The organism is Bhargavaea sp. CC-171006 (genome assembly GCF_009761675.1).
GTDB lineage: Bacteria > Bacillota > Bacilli > Bacillales_A > Planococcaceae > Bhargavaea > Bhargavaea changchunensis.
In genome coordinates this window covers 21,567-39,588 of sequence record NZ_QUZH01000018.1, presented here as the reverse complement: position 1 = coordinate 39,588, position 18,022 = coordinate 21,567, and the positions used below count along the sequence as shown (strand labels likewise).

Below are 18,022 nucleotides of genomic sequence, written 5' to 3'. Positions count from 1 at the left end.
TGGACGGGATCCGGCTTCGGCGGACAGTGGAGCACAGAGCAGAGGTGGAAGCTCGCTTATGAATGGTCGGGACTCGAGGGGGTATAGGTGGCAACTCAATCTCCTAATCAACGTATAAAGTGTCACTCTATTGGCCAAGCTCTCTATATATAAGAAAAGGGAGGGGTCAACTTGGCACAGAATATGTTGGAGATTACACAGGCGCAGTATTATTTTCTGGCGGTGGAATGGATGGAGACGTATCGGCCCAAGCCAGGTGATCGGGAATTGGCCATCCGTGAGCAGTTGCAGAGCCTGACGACGTATGACTTGGTCAACCTATATGCGAGTGCAGGTCCTGAAATGGTGAAAAACGCAGTCCGGGAAGAGCTCAATCACAGAATCATTCAACTGTCCAAATAGGCTTCCGGCCGCCCCGGAAGTCTTTTTCTATGCAGGAACCTCATACACCCCGCTGCCGTCCAATCTGTAAAGGTCGTCACAACTACCAGTTTTTTCACATTATATAGAGCCTTTTTCCTTAACATCGCTTATAATGTTAACAATGTTTACACTTTACTATTAGATAGACAGGGGAATGAGAAATGGAAGAGAATCGTAAGCGGCGCCGCAAAAAGCGGAAACGCCGGATCTGGCCATGGATTGTCGGGCCAATTGTTCTGATTCTGGTTGCGGTCGGTGTGTATGTAGCGATGGTATATAAAGATTTGACGAATACGCTCGATACGGTGCATGAACCGATTGAACGCGAAGCTTCTGAGAAGCGCGAAGCGCCTGTGAATCTGAATGAACAGGAGCCGTTCTCCGTACTCGTTCTCGGTGTCGATGAGCGGGAAGGGGACCGCGGCCGTTCGGATACGATGATTGTGCTCACCGTCAATCCTCAAGAAAAGACGACGAAGATGGTCAGCATCCCGCGGGATACATATACGGAAATCGTCGGCAGAGGAACGATGGACAAGCTGAACCACGCCTATGCGTTCGGCGGCATCGAGATGGCGATGGACAGCATGGAAAACCTGCTCGATATCCCGATTGATTATGTGGTCCAAGTGAATATGGAGAGTTTCAAGGACATTGTTGACGCGGTCGGTGGTGTCACCGTGCTGAACAATATGTCCTTCAAATCTGGCGAGTACACCTTCCCTGAAGGGCCGGTTGAACTGAACGGGGAAGAGGCGCTTGCCTACGTGCGGATGCGGAAGCAGGACCCGAATGGCGACTTCGGCCGCCAGGACCGCCAGAAAGATGTCATCATGGGTGTCATCAAGCAGGGGGCTTCCGCCAACAGCCTCCTGAACTACCAGAGCATTTTCGGAGCGGTCGGCAAAAACATCCGCACTAACATGACGATGGATGAGATGCTCGGCCTCCAGGACTACCGAGGGGCAATCGGCAAAGTTGACCAGTTGTATGTGGAAAAAGGCGAGGGCCAGAAGATCGACGGCATCTGGTACTATATGATGAATGAAGAAGAATTGAATGCCATCTCGTCTGAGCTTAAGCAGCATCTGGGAATTTAAGAAATGATGGACCGGCCTCCGCTAATGGAGGCCGGTCCGGTTTTTGGAACGTTAGGGAGGGAACGAACTTGTCCAACACCCCGAACCCGGGCGAAAGCCCTGAACAATTAACCGACGAGATACACCAAGCACCCAAAAGAAAACTGGCCATCGATCCATTCATCATGCTGCTGTTTGCGCTCATCATGCTGCAGACGTTCGGAGTGTTCAGCTCGTCGTTTCTGATAAATGTGGTCACGATCGGAGGTCTGCTGTTTTTGCTGAAGCCGATGGCGGTAGATGCGCCATTCCGGCCGTTTGCTGCCCGTGCTGAGATTCCACTGATTCTGCTGTTTGCCTGGAGCTACATTAGCACGTTGATTGCGGAGGATCCGGTTTTCTCGTTGCAGTATTACCTAAAAATCCTCTTTCCAACAGTGGCGCTTCTCTTGGGTACGCTCTATGTCCGCCGCCCAAAGCTGCTGTTAAATATCGTGATGGCCATACTTGCTGCAGTTGGAACCGCACATGCGTTGTACACCTTGATTGGCTGGGCATTTGGTGACAGGGCGGTCGAGGCGGGACGCTGGCTTGCTGTTGAAATCGGAACGTTTGTGATGGATCAGCGCCATATGGGTCCGCGTCTCACCGGCCTGACACACAATCCAAATACACTCGGTATCTGGGTGTTCTTTGCCCTGCTCGCGCTGCTTTATATGAAGCGGGAGCGGATCATCAAATTCTGGCTGTTTGTTCCGGGGGTGATTGTGAATGCTAGTGTTTTACTCCTTACGGAGTCGAGGGGATCGATGGTTGCGCTTGCCGCATCCGTCGTGTTCTACCTGGTCGTCACGACAGGCGTTCCGCAACGGCCAAAACTATCGAAAAACCGCCTGCTGATTTCCATTATTCCGCTTGGAGCCTTGCTGCTTATCGGCTGGTCTGCTGCGGAGCGGGTATCCGCTAGAATCGGCAGCGGTCTCAACGGGCGGGAATCAGCATGGTCGTTTATCTTGCAGTTGTCGCAGGAGCACCCCGTGATCGGGACCGGGTTCGGCATGTCAGGCACAGTGCTAAGAGAAGGCGGTATCGGAATCGGGCCGCACAGTTTCTATCTGAAGCTGCTTGCAGACACCGGATTTGTCGGACTCCATCTGTTTTTCCTGTTTCTTGGCATGCTTGCCGTGTTGGTTGTATGGCGTCTGCGTATCGGGGAGGAGCCGGCAACCGTGCTGTTTGTCGCGGCGTTTCTGGTCGCTCTACTGACACACCAGATTGTCGAGGACCAGTTGTTCCGCGTCCACCCGATCCATTATCTATTTGTCTTCCTTACGGCTCTCCTCATCAGAGGATTTAATATTGCAAAATCCACAAACCAAAAAGAAGCTGCCACCCGGTAAAGGGCGGGAGCTTCTTTTTGGTATCAAGACGCAATAAAGTATGATTTCAGGCTTTCAGCCCAAGCTTCGACACCTTGGTCGGTGGGCTCATACTGGTCATTCACATATTCCAGCATGTCATCGGAATCTACGTCCGGCCACTGATCCCAATGGTCGATGAACGGGATGTCTCGTGACTCGACAAATTGATGCAGAGAATTAATCTGGGTCAAATAATACTGCGGTTCATGGATTGGCTGGGGTGGTGTTATGAAGAATGCGGCGTCTTCGACTTCTTCAAGGGCTTGCCTCCTGACTTCGAGGGCGTCTTCCTGTTCGTCTTCGATGACGACCAGTCCATTGTTATTGAGTGTAAATGGCTCGTAGATAACCAGGTCATATCCTTTGTCCCAGTCGATGTCCCCAAAACTTTCATCCATGAATGCCTCCGATGTCCCATCGAACGTCTGGACATCGGTTTCGATCCAGCCGTCATAAGCTTCACTCAGTGCATCGGCCAGCTGATTGGCCGGCGCTTCGAAGGAACTGCTGCCGACGGCGAGCAACTGGACAGTCTTACCCTCGCCAAGCCGGCTCATCAGCATCTCAACTGTGCTTTCCGGGAGATTAGCTGTTAGACCCGTGAGTTCATCAGGGGATGGGCCGGCTGCTTTGTCTTCAGATTTTTTATCTTCTGTAGAGCCCTCAGCCTGATCAGTTTCATCTGCAGGCTGTTCCTGTTTGATCGGGCGGTTCACGGGCTCAGCGCCCGCTTCTTTTACTTTCGCGTTCCAGGACAGGTAACTGAAGGCGAGTAATGCGATACAGGCAATCAGTACCAGCACCGTAACAAGTCCTTTCTTCATAAAAGTTGGATCCTCCTTTCGCCATTTTGTTAACAGAATGTAAAAAAGCATGATTTCTCTCTCATTTTAGCAGATAGGTGAAATTATTGTCACAATTTGTGAGAATGGCATGATATACTGAGGAAGTTATAGACAATTTACCGACGAAAGAATGATAAAGGGGCACAAGTGAGAATGGAAGAAACCATCAGTCTACAGGACTTGTTTAAGACGCTGCGTAAGCGGATTTGGCTGATCGTCATGAGTACGGTTATCGCAGCCACAATCGCAGGAGTCATCAGTTTCCTCGTGATGACACCAATCTATCAGGCGTCCACGCAAATCCTGGTCAACCAGACGGAGCGGCAATCCGAGGCGTTCACGTCACAGGATATCCAGACGAACCTCCAATTAATTAATACATACAATGTCGTCATCAAAAGCCCTGCGATTCTGAACAAAGTGATCGATGAACTTGATCTAAGCGAGACAGCCGCATCGCTCAACTCGAAAGTCACCGTAAACAGTGAGCAGAACTCACAGGTGGTGACTGTGTCCGTACAGGACCCGAATCAGAAACAGGCAGTCGACATCGCAAACACCATTGCGAACGTTTTTGAGCAGGAAATTCCGCAGCTGATGAATGTGGACAACGTCAACATCCTTTCGCCTGCGGTCATGCCTGCCAATCCGTCTCCTGTAAAGCCGGATCCGATGCTGAACATGGCCATCGGAGCGGTAATCGGGCTCATGCTCGGTGTCGGTATCGCGTTCCTTCTCGAGTACTTGGATACTACAGTGAAGACGGAGGATGACATTGAGGACCTAACAGGCCTTCCAGTGATTGGCATGATTAGCCCGATTCCAGATTCCGAGGTTAATTTATCGAACGTTGTCCAAACGAGGAGAAGGAGGGGTTAACCGATGGCGAGACGAAAACAATCTTCCAAGAAACAGCTGGAACAGCGCGCGCGCAAATTGGTTGTCGCGGCGAACCCCAAGTCAGTTGTTTCCGAACAGTTCCGGACGCTCCGCTCAAACATCACGTTTTCTGCAGTTGATAGGGAACTGAAAACCATCCTGGTGACATCTGCGCTCCCGGGTGACGGAAAATCGACGATATCCGCAAACCTCGCAACCCTGTTTGCACAGGATGGCAAACGGGTGCTTTTCATCGATGCAGATATGAGAAAACCCACTGTCCAGTATACATTCAGCCTGACCAATGCGGCAGGACTCTCCACGGTTCTTACTCAGCAAAGACTGGCAGGTGAAGTGATCAGGGAATCGGAGATTTCTCCAAATCTCCATATCATGACAAGTGGGCCAATTCCACCGAATCCGGCTGAGTTGCTAGGATCTAGATCAATGACGGTCCTTATGAACGAGATGGCCCAGCAATATGATCTCATTGTCTTTGATGCGCCTCCCGTCCTGTCTGTGACAGACGCTCAGCTTCTTGCAAACAAAGTCGACGGAACCCTACTTGTGGTTAATACGGGTGTAACAGAAAAAGAAAACATTAAAAAAGCGAATGACCTGCTCGGGAATGCAAAGGCCCGCATCCTCGGTGCAGTCATGAATAACTTTGAGTTAGATAAGGATCACTACTATTACCAGTACTACGGAACAGAAGAGTAAGGGGCCTGCCCTCTTACTCTTTTCGTCTTTCCCGAAAGGAAGTTAGTCCTATGATTGATATGCATACTCATGTCTTGTTCGGTGTCGACGACGGTCCGGAAGAGATGTCTGGTTCCTTGAAGATGCTACGTCAGGCTGAAGAAGAAGGCATTACCGAAATCATTGCTACCTCCCATGCCTGCCATCCCCAATTCCACGTTGACGCCGACAGTGTCTATGACGGTGTCGGTCGGCTGCGGAAAGCGGCCGAAACGGAAGGCTTAGGGATCAAGCTCCATACCGGTCACGAGATCCGTCTAAACGGTAACCTCCCGGAACGTCTGGACTCAGGTGACCTACTTACACTGGCCGGATCAAAATACGTTATGCTGGAGCTTCCGAGCCAGGGAGTACCTGACTATACGGTCGGCGTCATTCAGTCCCTAATGAACCGTGGGCTGATTCCGGTCATCGCCCACCCGGAGCGTAACAAAGCTATTGTTGAAAAGCCCCAGCGGCTCTTCCGCCTCGTGAATCACGGCGCCTTGGCACAGGTTACCGCAGGTGCAGTGTGCGGCACATTCGGCTCGCGCATCAAAGATGCCGCACTCACGTTGATCGATTCCCACCTAGTACATTTCTACGGATCGGACGCCCATAACACTGAAAAGCGGGGCTTCCATTTTGATGAAGGTCTTTCCTATCTCGAGAAAAAGGGTCGTGCCGACATGGTTGATATCATGCTCGAGAACAACGCGCGAATTTTGGAGATGCGGGACCCGGTATTATTGGAGCCGGAAGACCCGAAAAGCAAGAAGAAGTGGTTTATATTTGGGTGAAGTGTCAATATTTGTCAGTTCAAAGGTTTCAATTTTATGGAAGTGTTAGTATAATGATCACTGGTAGAATAGTCTCGTAACTGTAAGAAAGGAGTTAGGTGTGTGACTCATCCAAAACGTCTGATGTTATTAGGGTTGATTGACTCCTGCATAGTCTTTTTCTCAATATATATCAGTTTCCTCATCCTGAACCCCAATATGAATGTGATTCAGTCAAAAACGCTCCTGGTAAGCGCACTAACAATCTTTATCGCCCATCATCTGACAGCAGCCTATTACGGGTTGTACCGCAAGGCCTGGGCATACGCATCTGTAGGTGAACTGAAGGCAATCTTTAAGGCTGTCACGATATCGATTGTAGCTATTGCGGTCGTACAGTTCATCGGCCTTGGAGATGTATACGTGCGTGCACTTGCAATCACATGGATGCTCCATATGCTCCTAATTGGCGGTTCACGCTTCATGTGGCGGATGTACCGTGATTCCATTACGAAAAGACTTAAGCTTGGCGGAAGACGTACTATGGTCGTTGGAGCAGGACAAGCCGGCACAATGGTTGTCCGCCAAATGAAGCAGAACCCGCAGAACGGTCTAATGCCTGTCCTTTTCGTCGATGACGATAAGACAAAGCAACATCTCGACATCTTCGGAGTAAATGTTGCCGGAGGATCGAGAGATATCCCGCACCTCGTAAAAGCTTACAACATTGAAAACATTGTCATCGCCATTCCATCAATGTCCAAGACAGAGATGGCGGATCTTACCAAGACCTGTGTCGACACCGGAGCCAGGACTCAAACAATTCCAATGATTGAAGATGTGATGACCGGAAAAGTTTCAGTTAATGATATCCGTGACGTAAAAATTGAGGATCTACTTGGTCGTGAAGAAGTTGAACTAGATATGAAAGCTATTGCGGACAAGTTAGAGAGCAAAACGATTCTTGTTACGGGCGCAGGCGGCTCGATCGGTTCGGAAATATGCCGCCAAGTCATGAAGTTTAAGCCTAGGAAACTTTTAATACTCGGTCATGGCGAAAACTCCATTTATTTGATTGACCGTGAACTACGTGGATTAAAACAATCCGAAACTGAAATTGTACCGATCATCGCAGATGTACAGGACAGGGATCGAATCTTTGATATAGTCGCCGAGTGCGCACCCGATGTCATTTATCACGCGGCTGCTCACAAGCATGTTCCACTTATGGAAGCAAACCCTTTTGAGGCGGTAAAGAACAATATATTTGGTACAAAAAACGTAGCGGAAGCCGCGGATACATTTGGAGTGGGGTATTTTGTCCTCGTATCTACAGATAAAGCAGTCAACCCACCGAACGTTATGGGTGCAACTAAACGGTTTGCTGAAATGATTGTGCAAAACCTTGCCCTAAATAGCAATACAAAATTTGCGGCTGTACGATTTGGAAATGTACTTGGTTCACGAGGTTCAGTAGTGCCGCTATTCAAACAACAAATAGCAAACGGAGGCCCGGTTACAATAACGGACCCACGTATGACTCGTTACTTTATGACGATTCCCGAAGCATCACGCCTCGTTATTCAAGCTGGCACGCTTGCAAAAGGAGGAGAAGTATTTGTTTTGGATATGGGGGAACCTGTAAAAATTATAGATCTTGCAACAAACCTTATTAAACTATCTGGTTTTGACATTGACGAAATTGGAATAGAGTACTCAGGAATACGTCCTGGGGAAAAATTGTACGAGGAACTTCTTGATCCTTCAGAGGTCCAAGAAGAACATATCTTTCCTAAAATTCACATAGGAAGAGCAACACCGATAGCATATACTGAACAACAATATATTTTGAGTAACATATTAACGTTTAGCGAAGAAGAATTAAGAGGAACCCTAATAGGTTTGGCAAACCGAAAAGTTCCTCAATCCCCACAATATCAGTGAAGAAGAGCAGAAACAGAAATTTTCAAAAGTAATAGAGAAATGACAGGGACTTAACAAATAAGGGGTTTCAAATGTCAAAAACCAATTTATTAAAGCCACAATATTCGTTGCTTCTCGTATTTTTCCCTCTTTATTTTTCCTCTAGTGGTATATACCAATCAGTTGTTTCGGAAACTGGTTTACATTTAGGGGAAACTGGATTGGTTTTTCCATTAAGTTTATTCGTTGGAATTTTATTTTTTTTATATTTACTCTTCCAAATTATACTTCTTAAAGAAATTAAGAAAGAGATATTTAATAACTTTGTAGTTAAACAAGCAACTTTTATTTTTTTGTTTGCTGCAATCTTGATGCTATGTGGAGTTTTTATAAATGGAAACTTTGCACCAATAATTAGAGGAGGGCAAATAATTTCAGGTGGAGTAGGTATTGTTATATCAGTTTATATATTTATATATAAACAAATAAACCCTAAAGTCTTCTTCGGGTACTTAGGATTATTTTTTGTATTAATTATGATATTAAACTATATATCGTCCTTCTTAACTATAGGTATATCGAGTTTCGGACCGTCTTTACAACCTTCAATATTCGGGGTAGGGATATATCAAAGTAGAGTTTATTACCCTTATATTGTTTCTTTAGTATGTTTTATGGGCTTACCTTTTCTTAAAGAAAAATTCAACAGATTTATCCCCTTGTATCTACTATTATTTGGTTTTTATATCTACTGTCTACAAGTAAGAGGTGCATTACTAAGCTTTCTAATTGTATTATTAGTCGCAATAATTTTCTATCTTGATATCCCTAATAAGATATTGATGATAGTTACAAGCATTTTCTTTGTATTAAGCCCGATAGGGGCATACGTATTTGATAACTTAGGAAGAATAGGGCAAATTGAAAAAATACAAGATCTAAATGGTAGAACAGAAATATGGAAAGATATCCTTCTAAATCTTGATTTAGTTTCCTTTTTCTTCGGAAGCTTTATGTTGGATAAAGATGGAGTAACTGCTCATAATCAATACTTGCAAAATCTTGATCTGGGCGGAGTTTTGTTGCTTACTCCATTAATTCTAATAATAACTTATATTTTTATTTGTCTATATAAATCCGTTGCTCTTAGAAATCAGGATTTGTCTTTTCTGTTTTTAGTATTTCTAATTGTGTTTTTAGTTGATCTAAACGTGAATGTTCCATTAAGCAATACAAATCCAGCAATAGTTTATTGGTTCTATTTATCCGGACTAATATATTATTTCAATAGATTTGTAAGAAAGAAGGAATGGTTAAAATAAGAAACTTCCTCATTGTTTCCTTAGAATTTTTAATGAGTTTAATTTTCTATCTACCGAGATACAAGTTGTTTAACCAGTTAAAAAGATTCTTTTTAATTTTAATGGGATCTAAAATAGGTAAGAATCCAACATTCTATCCTGGAGTCTGGATAATGCCCCCAAAAAATTTAATAGTGGGAGACCAGGTTGATTTCGCTAAGGATGTACAGATAACAACAGGTGGAAAAATAATAATAGGAGACAGAGTTTTAATAGGTTATGGAACTAAAATACTAAGTTCTAATCATAAAATACCAAGCGATAGGCAGAAAATATTTTATGCTGGTCACAAGCATGAACAAGTTACAATCGAAAGAGATGTTTGGATAGGAGCAAATTCAATAATATTACCGGGTGTACAAATTGGCGAAGGAGCAGTTATCGCTGCAGGATCAATAGTTACAAAAAACGTCAAACCTTTTACTATTGTTGCAGGGGTTCCTGCTAAACAAATTAAAGAAAGAGAATGACGATGGATAGAAATAAAATTTTTAATTTATTACTTGGTCTATTGTTTTCTACTTTTCTAGTTAAGATTCTTAACTTCTTTAAAGAAATACAAATTTCATATTTTTATGGAACTGGTGAGATAATCGATAAATATAATATTATTATGATTGCTCCTAGTATTGCCTTAAGTACAATAGCTCCAGCTTTCGGGTTAATATTGGTTTCTAGATATACAAATGGACAAAAATTGAATATACAAAAAAAGGAAATAATATTTTTCGTAGCTTCAGTAGTTTTACTATGTGTTATATCACTTATAACTAACTTTCAATCTGGAAATAGCTTTGATTGGCTGGTTAGTTTGGGGATTTCTATCTTGTTTCTATTTCAAGTAATTCTTGTTTATTATTTACACTGTTTTAATGAATTTAATAAGGGTTCATTTTCTTCTATGATACAAATAATGACGAATCTTATAGTTGTTGGATTCTCAATTGTGTTTAAGAGCTATTATATTCTATTGATAGGGTTGTTTTTGGGTATTATCCTTCAGTTATTATACTTAGTAGGTGTAATAAAAGTTAAAAATTATACCCCAAATATCGAAATAAAAACATTAAAAGAAGAAAGTTTCTTTCACTCTTTCTTTTCTGTTGTTTTAGGATATGGATTAATAGAAATATTAGTCTCAGCTCAAAAGTTCTTTGCAACTTATTACAATGAAGAAGGCTTGGTTTCTGCTATTAATTATTCTTATAAAGTTATGAACTTGCCAATATCAATATTATTATTTGCAGTACTATCGGTATTATTTCCTGTAATGACACGAACAAACGAGGGTAAATTACAGGAAATCACTAAAGGACTATTAAGTGGGATTTCCTTTGTTATGCTCCCCATTGCTATTCTCTTTTATTTCTTTGCAGAATTTATTATAAGTATTCTGTTTGAAAGAGGATCATTTAATATTGATAGTGTAATAGTAACAGGTCGACAATTAAAAGGATTTGCCCTACTACTACTACCGTTATCCTTATACTCTTCCCTATTAAGAGTAGTATTTGTTAAAAAGGAATGGAGTTATATTTACAAGAGTGGTGTAATAATTTTAACTTCAATAATTCTTTTTAACCTAATTTCTTTGTATATTCAAGATGTAACTTTATTCACTTTTACTATACCAATCGCCTTTTATTTAGGTATAACTATAAGTTTTTGGAAGGTGATTGCTTCTTCATTAGACAAGGATTTCTATAAATCATTGTTAGGTTCTATTGTAATGATTTTAACAATAATAGTTCTAAGTTACACAAACAGCAACCATTGGATTTCTATTGCATTGTCTCTAATTATTTATATAGGTAGCCAACTTGTTCTAAAAAATACTTTGTTTAAAAACCTAATTGGGAGGGTTAGAAGTTGAAAAATCTAATACAAAATTTAAGTACCGGGGATACAGTGCTATTAGATGTGCCTATTCCAGAATGCACGGATTATAACATATTAATTCGCTCAAGTGCATCAGTTGTTTCAGCGGGTACAGAAAGAATGTTGGTTGATTTCGGAAAATCGAATTATTTGCAGAAGGCTAGGCAACAACCTGAAAAAGTTAAACAAGTAATTGATAAGATAAAAACCGACGGAATTCAAACAACAATTCAGGCGGTTAAGTCCAAACTTGAGCAACCTATACCATTAGGTTATAGCAATGCCGGTACTGTGATAGCTGTAGGAAGTAAAGTAAGCAGGTTTAAAATAGGAGATAGAGTAATCTCTAATGGCCCACATGCTGAAGTAGTTTGTGTTCCTGAAAACTTATGCGCGAAAATACCTGAAAACGTAGAGTTTGATGAGGCCTCTTTTACAGTTATATCTTCTATTGGTCTCCAAGGAATTCGGTTAATTAAACCAACTTTAGGAGAAACGGTAGTTGTAACAGGATTGGGTTTAATCGGCTTAATTAGTGTGCAATTGTTAAAAGCTCAAGGTTGCAAAGTTATTGCTTCGGATTTTGATCCCAACAAAGTTGAGTTGGCAAAATCATTTGGAGCAGACGCTGTCAATGTTGGAAGTGGAATTGATATTGTGGATTATGTAATGTCTAAAACAAAAGGACGAGGTGCAGATGCAGTCTTGATTACTGCCTCTACTAAAAGTAATGACCCTGTTTCTCAGGCAGCTCGAATGTCACGCAAGCGCGGGCGAATAGTGCTAGTTGGTGTGACAGGTCTCGAACTCAACCGGTCTGAATTCTATGAGAAAGAGCTTACTTTCCAAGTATCTTGTTCGTACGGTCCGGGACGTTATGATCCGGAATACGAACAGAGGGGGCAAGATTATCCTATTGGTTTTGTACGTTGGACAGAACAACGTAATTTCGAAGCGATTCTTGATATGATGCACGAGAAAAAAATTGACGTTTCCTCTCTAGTTACACATCAATATAAATTTGCAGATGCAATAAATGCATATCAAACTTTATCAGAAGATAGGAACGCTATAGGGATTTTATTGAAATATGAAAAAACGGAAATTAATCCAGAAAAATCAAAGTCCGTTAATTTGAAAAGTCTTGAATATGAACCAATAACGGGAGATCCTGTTATTGGCGTAATTGGAGCAGGTAACTATACTAAACAAACTTTACTTCCGGCAATGAGCAGTTTATCTATCAATAAGCACACAATTGTTAGTAACGGAGGTATGAATAGTGTTGATGTTGGTCAAAAAAATGGTTTCTATCGGGCTTCGACAGATATAAAGCATGTTATTGGAGAACCAGACATTAATGCGATTTTTATCACAACTAGGCATGATAGCCATGCGCGTTACGTTGAAACGGGGCTTGACAATGGAAAGCATGTATTTGTTGAAAAACCATTATGTCTGACAAGAGAAGAATTGCATGATATTCAATCGATAAATCATCAGCAGATATTAATGGTTGGGTTTAATAGAAGATTCTCTCCACATACCGTAAAGATGAAAGAATTGCTCGAAACGGTCAGCCAGCCAAAGTCCATTATTATCACCGTCAATGCAGGAGAAATACCTGCAGACCATTGGACGCAGGATTTAGAAGTCGGTGGAGGAAGGATAATTGGTGAAGGGTGTCACTTTATTGATCTTGCCCGTTACTTGGCTGGAACTAAAATCACTTCTGTTCAGGCAGTAAAAATGGAAACGCCAGGGCATGAACGGTTAGAGGATAAAGTATCCATTCAAATGACCTTTCAAAATGGATCGATTGCTACAGTGTTATACCTTGCAAATGGTAATAAAGCATTCCCGAAGGAACGGGTAGAAGTGTTTGCTGGCGGAAAGATACTTACTCTAGATAATTTTAAAACACTCGAGGGCTATGGGTGGAAAGGTTTCAACAAGTTTAAGACAAAAGGGCAGGACAAAGGGCACGCAAATGGAGTAAAAGCTTTTCTTGAAGGGATTCGAACTGGTGTAGAACCGATCCCACTTGAAGAAATTTATGAAGTGACAGAGGCAACATTTGATGTTGTTGATCAGATTAGAGGTTGATGAGTTTTGAGGGCAAAACTTCAAGTCGTTCAGAATATGGGACTGTCATGGACACTGTTTCGAGCAAGGTATGAGTTAGAAAAGAAACTAGGTTTATTGAAAAGACAATTTCCTGCATTTACTTATGACAAATTCGATATAGAAACACATTTGACTATTTCGACATCTCAGTTGAAAGACAAAGTAAGGGAAGTTTTACAACGGTCGTTTCCTCAGCCAAATAAGAAGTTCTTTACTGCTGAGATTTATTCAAGATTAAACTTATCAAATGCTGTTATCCGTGCTGATCGAATGTTAGCGGGACAATATGAATATTTTTTTAAACATACTTATTATCAATCCAAATTAGATTGGCACTATAGTCCTTTTAAGGATAAACAATCGCCTAAGAATCTTCACTGGTCAGAAATTGGAGATCTCTCTAGTGATTTTGGGGATATCAAATGGATTTGGGAACAATCTAGATTTACCTGGGTATACACATTAGTAAGAGCTTATGAAATTTCTAAAGATGAGAAGTACGCAAACGCATTTTGGAATTCTTTCGAAGACTTCATTAAAAATAATTCACCTGAATTGGGTGCTAATTACAAGTGCGGGCAAGAAATGTCGCTTCGTATTATGGCTTGGATCTTTGGATTAAACGCGTTTATTGAGTCACCGACTACTTCTGATGAACGAATTACATTGATGATAAAAGCTATTTATCATCATGCCAATCATGTCGAAAAGCATTTTGACTTTGCTTTAAAGTCTGTTAAAAATAATCATTCTCTTTCTGAAGCTGCAGGAATGTACACGGTTGGGACTGTTTTTTCATTTTTCGATAAATCTCCTCTTTGGAAGAGAAAAGGTTTGAAGTATATCCAAAGTGAAGCTGAATGGCAAATCTATGATGATGGTTCTTATATCCAACACTCATTTAATTATCAACGATTGGCTATTCAGGATTTGACTTGGGTTCTTAGATTAGGACAGATAGCTGGTGATAAGTTCAATGATGACTTCCTGAAAAAATTTTCTGTTACAGTGCAATTTATGTTTCAAATGCAAGACATGGAATCAGGACGGCTGCCGAATTACGGCATGAACGATGGGGCATATATTCATCCACTAACTTCATGCGAGTATCTGGATCACCGGCCTGCTTTGCAGGCAGCTTGGCTAACATTGACCGGTCATCGCCTTTATAAAGACCGAAGAATAGATGAAATTGCTTTATGGTTAGGATTGGACACCGAAAGCCCCGTGAATGCTCCTATACAAGATTCCATCCATTATAGGGAAGGCGGATACGTAACAACTAGGAAGAACAACCAATTTGGAATGATCCGTTGTGCAACATATCGTCATCGCCCTGCACAGGCTGACATGCTACATCTTGATTTCTGGGATGGACCTTATAACCTTTTGGCCGATGCTGGAACATACTCGTATAACACGGATCAAGAAACGCTGCTATATTTTAATGGAACTGCCTCACATAATACAATTATGGTTAATGACGAAAATCAAATGAAGAAAGCTTCACGGTTTATTTGGTTAAATTGGACTAAATCTAAGGTGAACCGATTCGAAACAACCGACCAAACAACAGTTTTTGAAGGAGAACATTATGGTTATTCTCCAGTCGTTCACCGGCGCGCCCTGTTCCATGCAGATAATCTTCTGGTCGTTGTTGATGATTTAATTGGAAAGGTGGAGGAAACAGAAATCAAGCTGAATTGGTTGTTTGGTGTTCAAGCAGTCAGAGAAAGTGAGGAAGGGTGGTCAGTAGATCTCCCAAATCATTCTGAATGGGAAATGAGAATTATTGGAGACGGTATCTCTTCAACGCTATATAAAGGATCTGAATCACCAAAGGCAGGCTGGAGGTCACTGTATTATAGCCATAAAGAGGCTTTTCCACAACTTGTTACAAATAAGATTATTAAAGGTCCGGATCGTATTATTACGTTATTTAGGAAAGATCGTAGCCCAATAACTAAAATTAACGAAACTACTTTAGAGTTAGACCGCTGGAAGCTGACCTTAAACCCTATTGGGTCAGCTCAAGTGTTTAACTCCTGGGAGATGCAGTGATGAAGATTTTGGTGCTCCATCAATATTTCTTAGGGAAGGAAGATCCAGGGGGGTCCAGATTCAATCAGTTTGTTAAATACTGGGAAGAATTGGGTCATGAAATAACTGTAGTGGCAGGAACGGTTCATTACGCTACTGGGAAGAAAGAGGACCGTTATAAAGGTAAGTGGATATTTAAGGAACCTTACTCTCGAAATGTTGAAGTCGTTCGAACTTATGTTTCAGAAGCATATAATAAGTCCTTTATCGGAAGACTCTGGGGATATTTCTCCTTTACATTATCTTCTCTTTGGGCGATCCTTTTTCATGTTAAAAAGCATGATGTAATGATTGTTACTTCCCCGCCATTATTTGTGGGTGTTACTGGAATATTAGGGAAATGGTTTAAGCGAACACCGCTTGTCTTTGAGATTAGAGACCTTTGGCCAGAATCTGCAATTGATACGGGCGTACTGACCAATTCTATGGTTATCAAAATGGCGTATTTTGTAGAAAAAATTTCATATAAATATTCGAATAAAATAAATGTCCTTACTCCTGCATTCAAGCAACAGTTAATAGAAACCAAAGGAATTCAGCAAAAGAAAATAATCTTTATACCTAATGGTGCAGACCTGGATATTTTTGAACCCGGCCCTCGGGATAGCTGGGTAAGAGAACAGTATGGCCTTGATAACCAATTCGTCGTGACATACATGGGGGCTCACGGGGTCGCAAATCATCTTGAATCTTTACTGGAAACGGCTAAAGAATTTAGTGACGATGAGCGGGTTACATTCGTATTAATTGGAGATGGAATGAGGAAATCAGCCCTTCAGCAGAGAGCTAAAGAAGAGAGAATTACTAACGTTTTATTTATTGACTCCCAACCAAAACACAAGATTCCTGATTTCTGTAATGCCTCCGATATCTGTACCGCAGTTCTAAAAAAGGTGGATACGTTCAAGACAGTGTATCCAAATAAGGTATTCGATTATATGTCTTGTGCCAAGCCAATTCTCCTAGGTATTGACGGCGTAGCAAGGGATCTGGTCGAAGAGAGTGGAGCAGGTTACTATGTTGATCCGGAAAATCCAAAGGAATTCGCAGCTCGAATCCGAGAGTTAAAGAAGAATCCTGAGTTGAGAAAAAGATTAGGGAACAATGGTTTGACATTTGTCAGAGAGAACTTTAGCCGAGAAGTGTTGGCAAAGAAGTATGTAGACGAACTACAAAAGGTGGCGAAGAAATGAAGAATTTATGTGTAATCGGTCTGGGGTATATTGGTCTTCCGACGGCAGCCATGTTTGCACATCACGGCTGGAAAGTTCATGGCGTTGATGTGAACCCTCGCGCAGTTGATATGATTAACCGAGGGGAAATTCATATTGAGGAAGTTGGCCTGCAGGAAATGGTGAAACAGGCGGTTGAGGGAGGGAAGTTAAAAGCATCACCCAACACAGTCGAAGCTGATTGTTTCATTATTGCAGTCCCAACACCGCACACCTCTGATAACAAAGCAAACCTTGACTATGTTGTGCAGGCAACCCGATCAGTATTGGAGAAAGTAGAAAAAGGTAATATTGTTATTGTGGAATCCACCATTCCACCTCGTACGATTAACGACGTTGTGGCCCCATTGTTTGAAGAAGCTGGGTGGTTGGTCGGTGAAGACATTTACTTGGCTCACTGTCCCGAGAGGGTTCTGCCTGGACGCATCCTGATTGAATTGGTTGAGAACAACCGGATCATTGGAGGAATTAATGAGGCTTCAACAGATAAAGCCGCAGAAGTCTATGCCACCTTCGTAAAAGGAGACCTTCTCAAAACTTCTGCGTTGAGTGCCGAAATGTCGAAGCTGATGGAGAATACATATCGTGATGTTAACATTGCGTTAGCAAACGAACTTGTGAAAATCTCTGAGCGCTTGGGCATTGATGCTTTAGAAGTTATTCAATTGGCTAACCATCATCCTCGTGTCAATCTTCATCAGCCAGGCCCGGGTGTCGGCGGTCACTGCCTTGCAGTTGATCCATATTTCATTATTGAAAAAGCACCAGAGGAGTCTAAATTAATTTCAGATGCCCGTGTGATCAATAATTCCATGCCGGATTTCGTGATTCAACAAGTTGAAAAGTTAACCGAATCTAGGAACAGTAAAGTGGCTATTCTTGGCCTTACTTATAAAGGCAATATTGATGATGTCAGAGAAAGCCCGGCAATGGAAATTGTAGAGAAGTTGTTAGATCAAGGTTATGATTTAGGCGTTTATGATCCGCATATCAAACAAGAGCAAGTGGAGTTCAAGTTGTCTTCTTTTGCTGATGCTGTTGCAGAGGCAGAGTGCATCCTTGTTCTAACGGACCATAATGAATTTAAAGATTTGGATGAAGGTGCAATTCTTACAGGATCAAAAAGACCAATAATACTTGATACGAAAAATTGTGTGGTTGTAAAATCTAAACAAATTAAATATGTAAACTTTGGAAACCTCACTACTAAGTCTACTTTCTTAAGAGTATGAGAGAT

The 18,022-nt window shown here is 42.0% G+C and carries 15 protein-coding genes; 14 read left to right on the top strand and 1 reads right to left on the bottom strand.

The window, feature by feature from the left end:
• Positions 1 to 171 precede the first annotated feature (171 nt).
• From DZC51_RS08620 to DZC51_RS08610, 3 genes are all read left to right on the top strand, one after another.
• Positions 172 to 402 (top strand): hypothetical protein, encoded by a 231-nt coding sequence (locus DZC51_RS08620; protein WP_157294979.1) that lies wholly within the window; start codon positions 172 to 174, stop codon positions 400 to 402.
• Positions 403 to 584: 182 nt separating this feature from the next.
• Complete coding sequence (locus DZC51_RS08615) at positions 585 to 1,523, top strand: LCP family glycopolymer transferase (protein ID WP_157294978.1); 939 nt, start codon at positions 585 to 587, stop codon at positions 1,521 to 1,523.
• Between the two features lie 68 nt (positions 1,524 to 1,591).
• Entirely contained in the window at positions 1,592 to 2,902 is a 1,311-nt protein-coding gene (locus tag DZC51_RS08610; protein WP_157294977.1) for an O-antigen ligase family protein, read from the top strand.
• A gap of 23 nt (positions 2,903 to 2,925) precedes the next feature.
• On the opposite strand, the gene DZC51_RS08605 is transcribed toward DZC51_RS08610, so the two are convergent.
• Complete coding sequence (locus DZC51_RS08605; RefSeq protein WP_157294976.1) at positions 2,926 to 3,747, bottom strand: SGNH/GDSL hydrolase family protein; 822 nt, start codon at positions 3,745 to 3,747, stop codon at positions 2,926 to 2,928.
• A gap of 174 nt (positions 3,748 to 3,921) precedes the next feature.
• Here DZC51_RS08605 and DZC51_RS08600 point away from each other — a divergent pair, with 174 nt between their 5' ends.
• From DZC51_RS08600 to DZC51_RS08550, 11 genes are all read left to right on the top strand, one after another.
• A complete protein-coding gene (locus tag DZC51_RS08600) occupies positions 3,922 to 4,647 on the top strand; it encodes a YveK family protein (protein ID WP_157294975.1) in 726 nt (241 codons plus the stop codon).
• Between the two features lie 3 nt (positions 4,648 to 4,650).
• Complete coding sequence (locus tag DZC51_RS08595) at positions 4,651 to 5,367, top strand: CpsD/CapB family tyrosine-protein kinase (RefSeq protein WP_157294974.1); 717 nt, start codon at positions 4,651 to 4,653, stop codon at positions 5,365 to 5,367.
• A 50-nt stretch (positions 5,368 to 5,417) separates the two neighbouring features.
• A complete protein-coding gene (locus tag DZC51_RS08590; RefSeq protein WP_157294973.1) occupies positions 5,418 to 6,185 on the top strand; it encodes a tyrosine-protein phosphatase in 768 nt (255 codons plus the stop codon).
• A 102-nt stretch (positions 6,186 to 6,287) separates the two neighbouring features.
• Positions 6,288 to 8,108: a polysaccharide biosynthesis protein gene (locus tag DZC51_RS08585; protein ID WP_157294972.1), complete on the top strand. Its 1,821-nt coding sequence runs from the start codon at positions 6,288 to 6,290 to the stop codon at positions 8,106 to 8,108.
• A 71-nt stretch (positions 8,109 to 8,179) separates the two neighbouring features.
• Positions 8,180 to 9,409, top strand: coding sequence for a hypothetical protein (locus DZC51_RS08580; protein WP_157294971.1), 1,230 nt, complete (start codon positions 8,180 to 8,182; stop codon positions 9,407 to 9,409).
• The gene (locus DZC51_RS08575) at positions 9,397 to 9,918 is read left to right on the top strand and encodes an acyltransferase (RefSeq protein WP_232524095.1); all 522 of its coding nucleotides are present in this window, start codon (positions 9,397 to 9,399) and stop codon (positions 9,916 to 9,918) included. Before DZC51_RS08580 ends, DZC51_RS08575 begins: the two co-directional genes overlap by 13 nt.
• A 2-nt stretch (positions 9,919 to 9,920) precedes the next feature.
• A complete protein-coding gene (locus tag DZC51_RS08570) occupies positions 9,921 to 11,321 on the top strand; it encodes a lipid II flippase MurJ (protein WP_157294970.1) in 1,401 nt (466 codons plus the stop codon).
• Positions 11,318 to 13,432: a bi-domain-containing oxidoreductase gene (locus DZC51_RS08565; RefSeq protein ID WP_157294969.1), complete on the top strand. Its 2,115-nt coding sequence runs from the start codon at positions 11,318 to 11,320 to the stop codon at positions 13,430 to 13,432. Before DZC51_RS08570 ends, DZC51_RS08565 begins: the two co-directional genes overlap by 4 nt.
• Before the next feature lie 6 nt (positions 13,433 to 13,438).
• Positions 13,439 to 15,514, top strand: coding sequence for an alginate lyase family protein (locus DZC51_RS08560; RefSeq protein ID WP_157294968.1), 2,076 nt, complete (start codon positions 13,439 to 13,441; stop codon positions 15,512 to 15,514).
• Positions 15,514 to 16,746 carry a glycosyltransferase family 4 protein gene (locus tag DZC51_RS08555; protein WP_157294967.1) on the top strand — a complete coding sequence of 411 codons (1,233 nt, stop codon included), beginning with the start codon at positions 15,514 to 15,516 and terminating at the stop codon, positions 16,744 to 16,746. The genes DZC51_RS08560 and DZC51_RS08555 overlap by 1 nt, the downstream gene beginning before the upstream one ends.
• Entirely contained in the window at positions 16,743 to 18,017 is a 1,275-nt protein-coding gene (locus DZC51_RS08550; RefSeq protein WP_157294966.1) for a nucleotide sugar dehydrogenase, read from the top strand. Before DZC51_RS08555 ends, DZC51_RS08550 begins: the two co-directional genes overlap by 4 nt.
• Positions 18,018 to 18,022 lie beyond the last annotated feature (5 nt).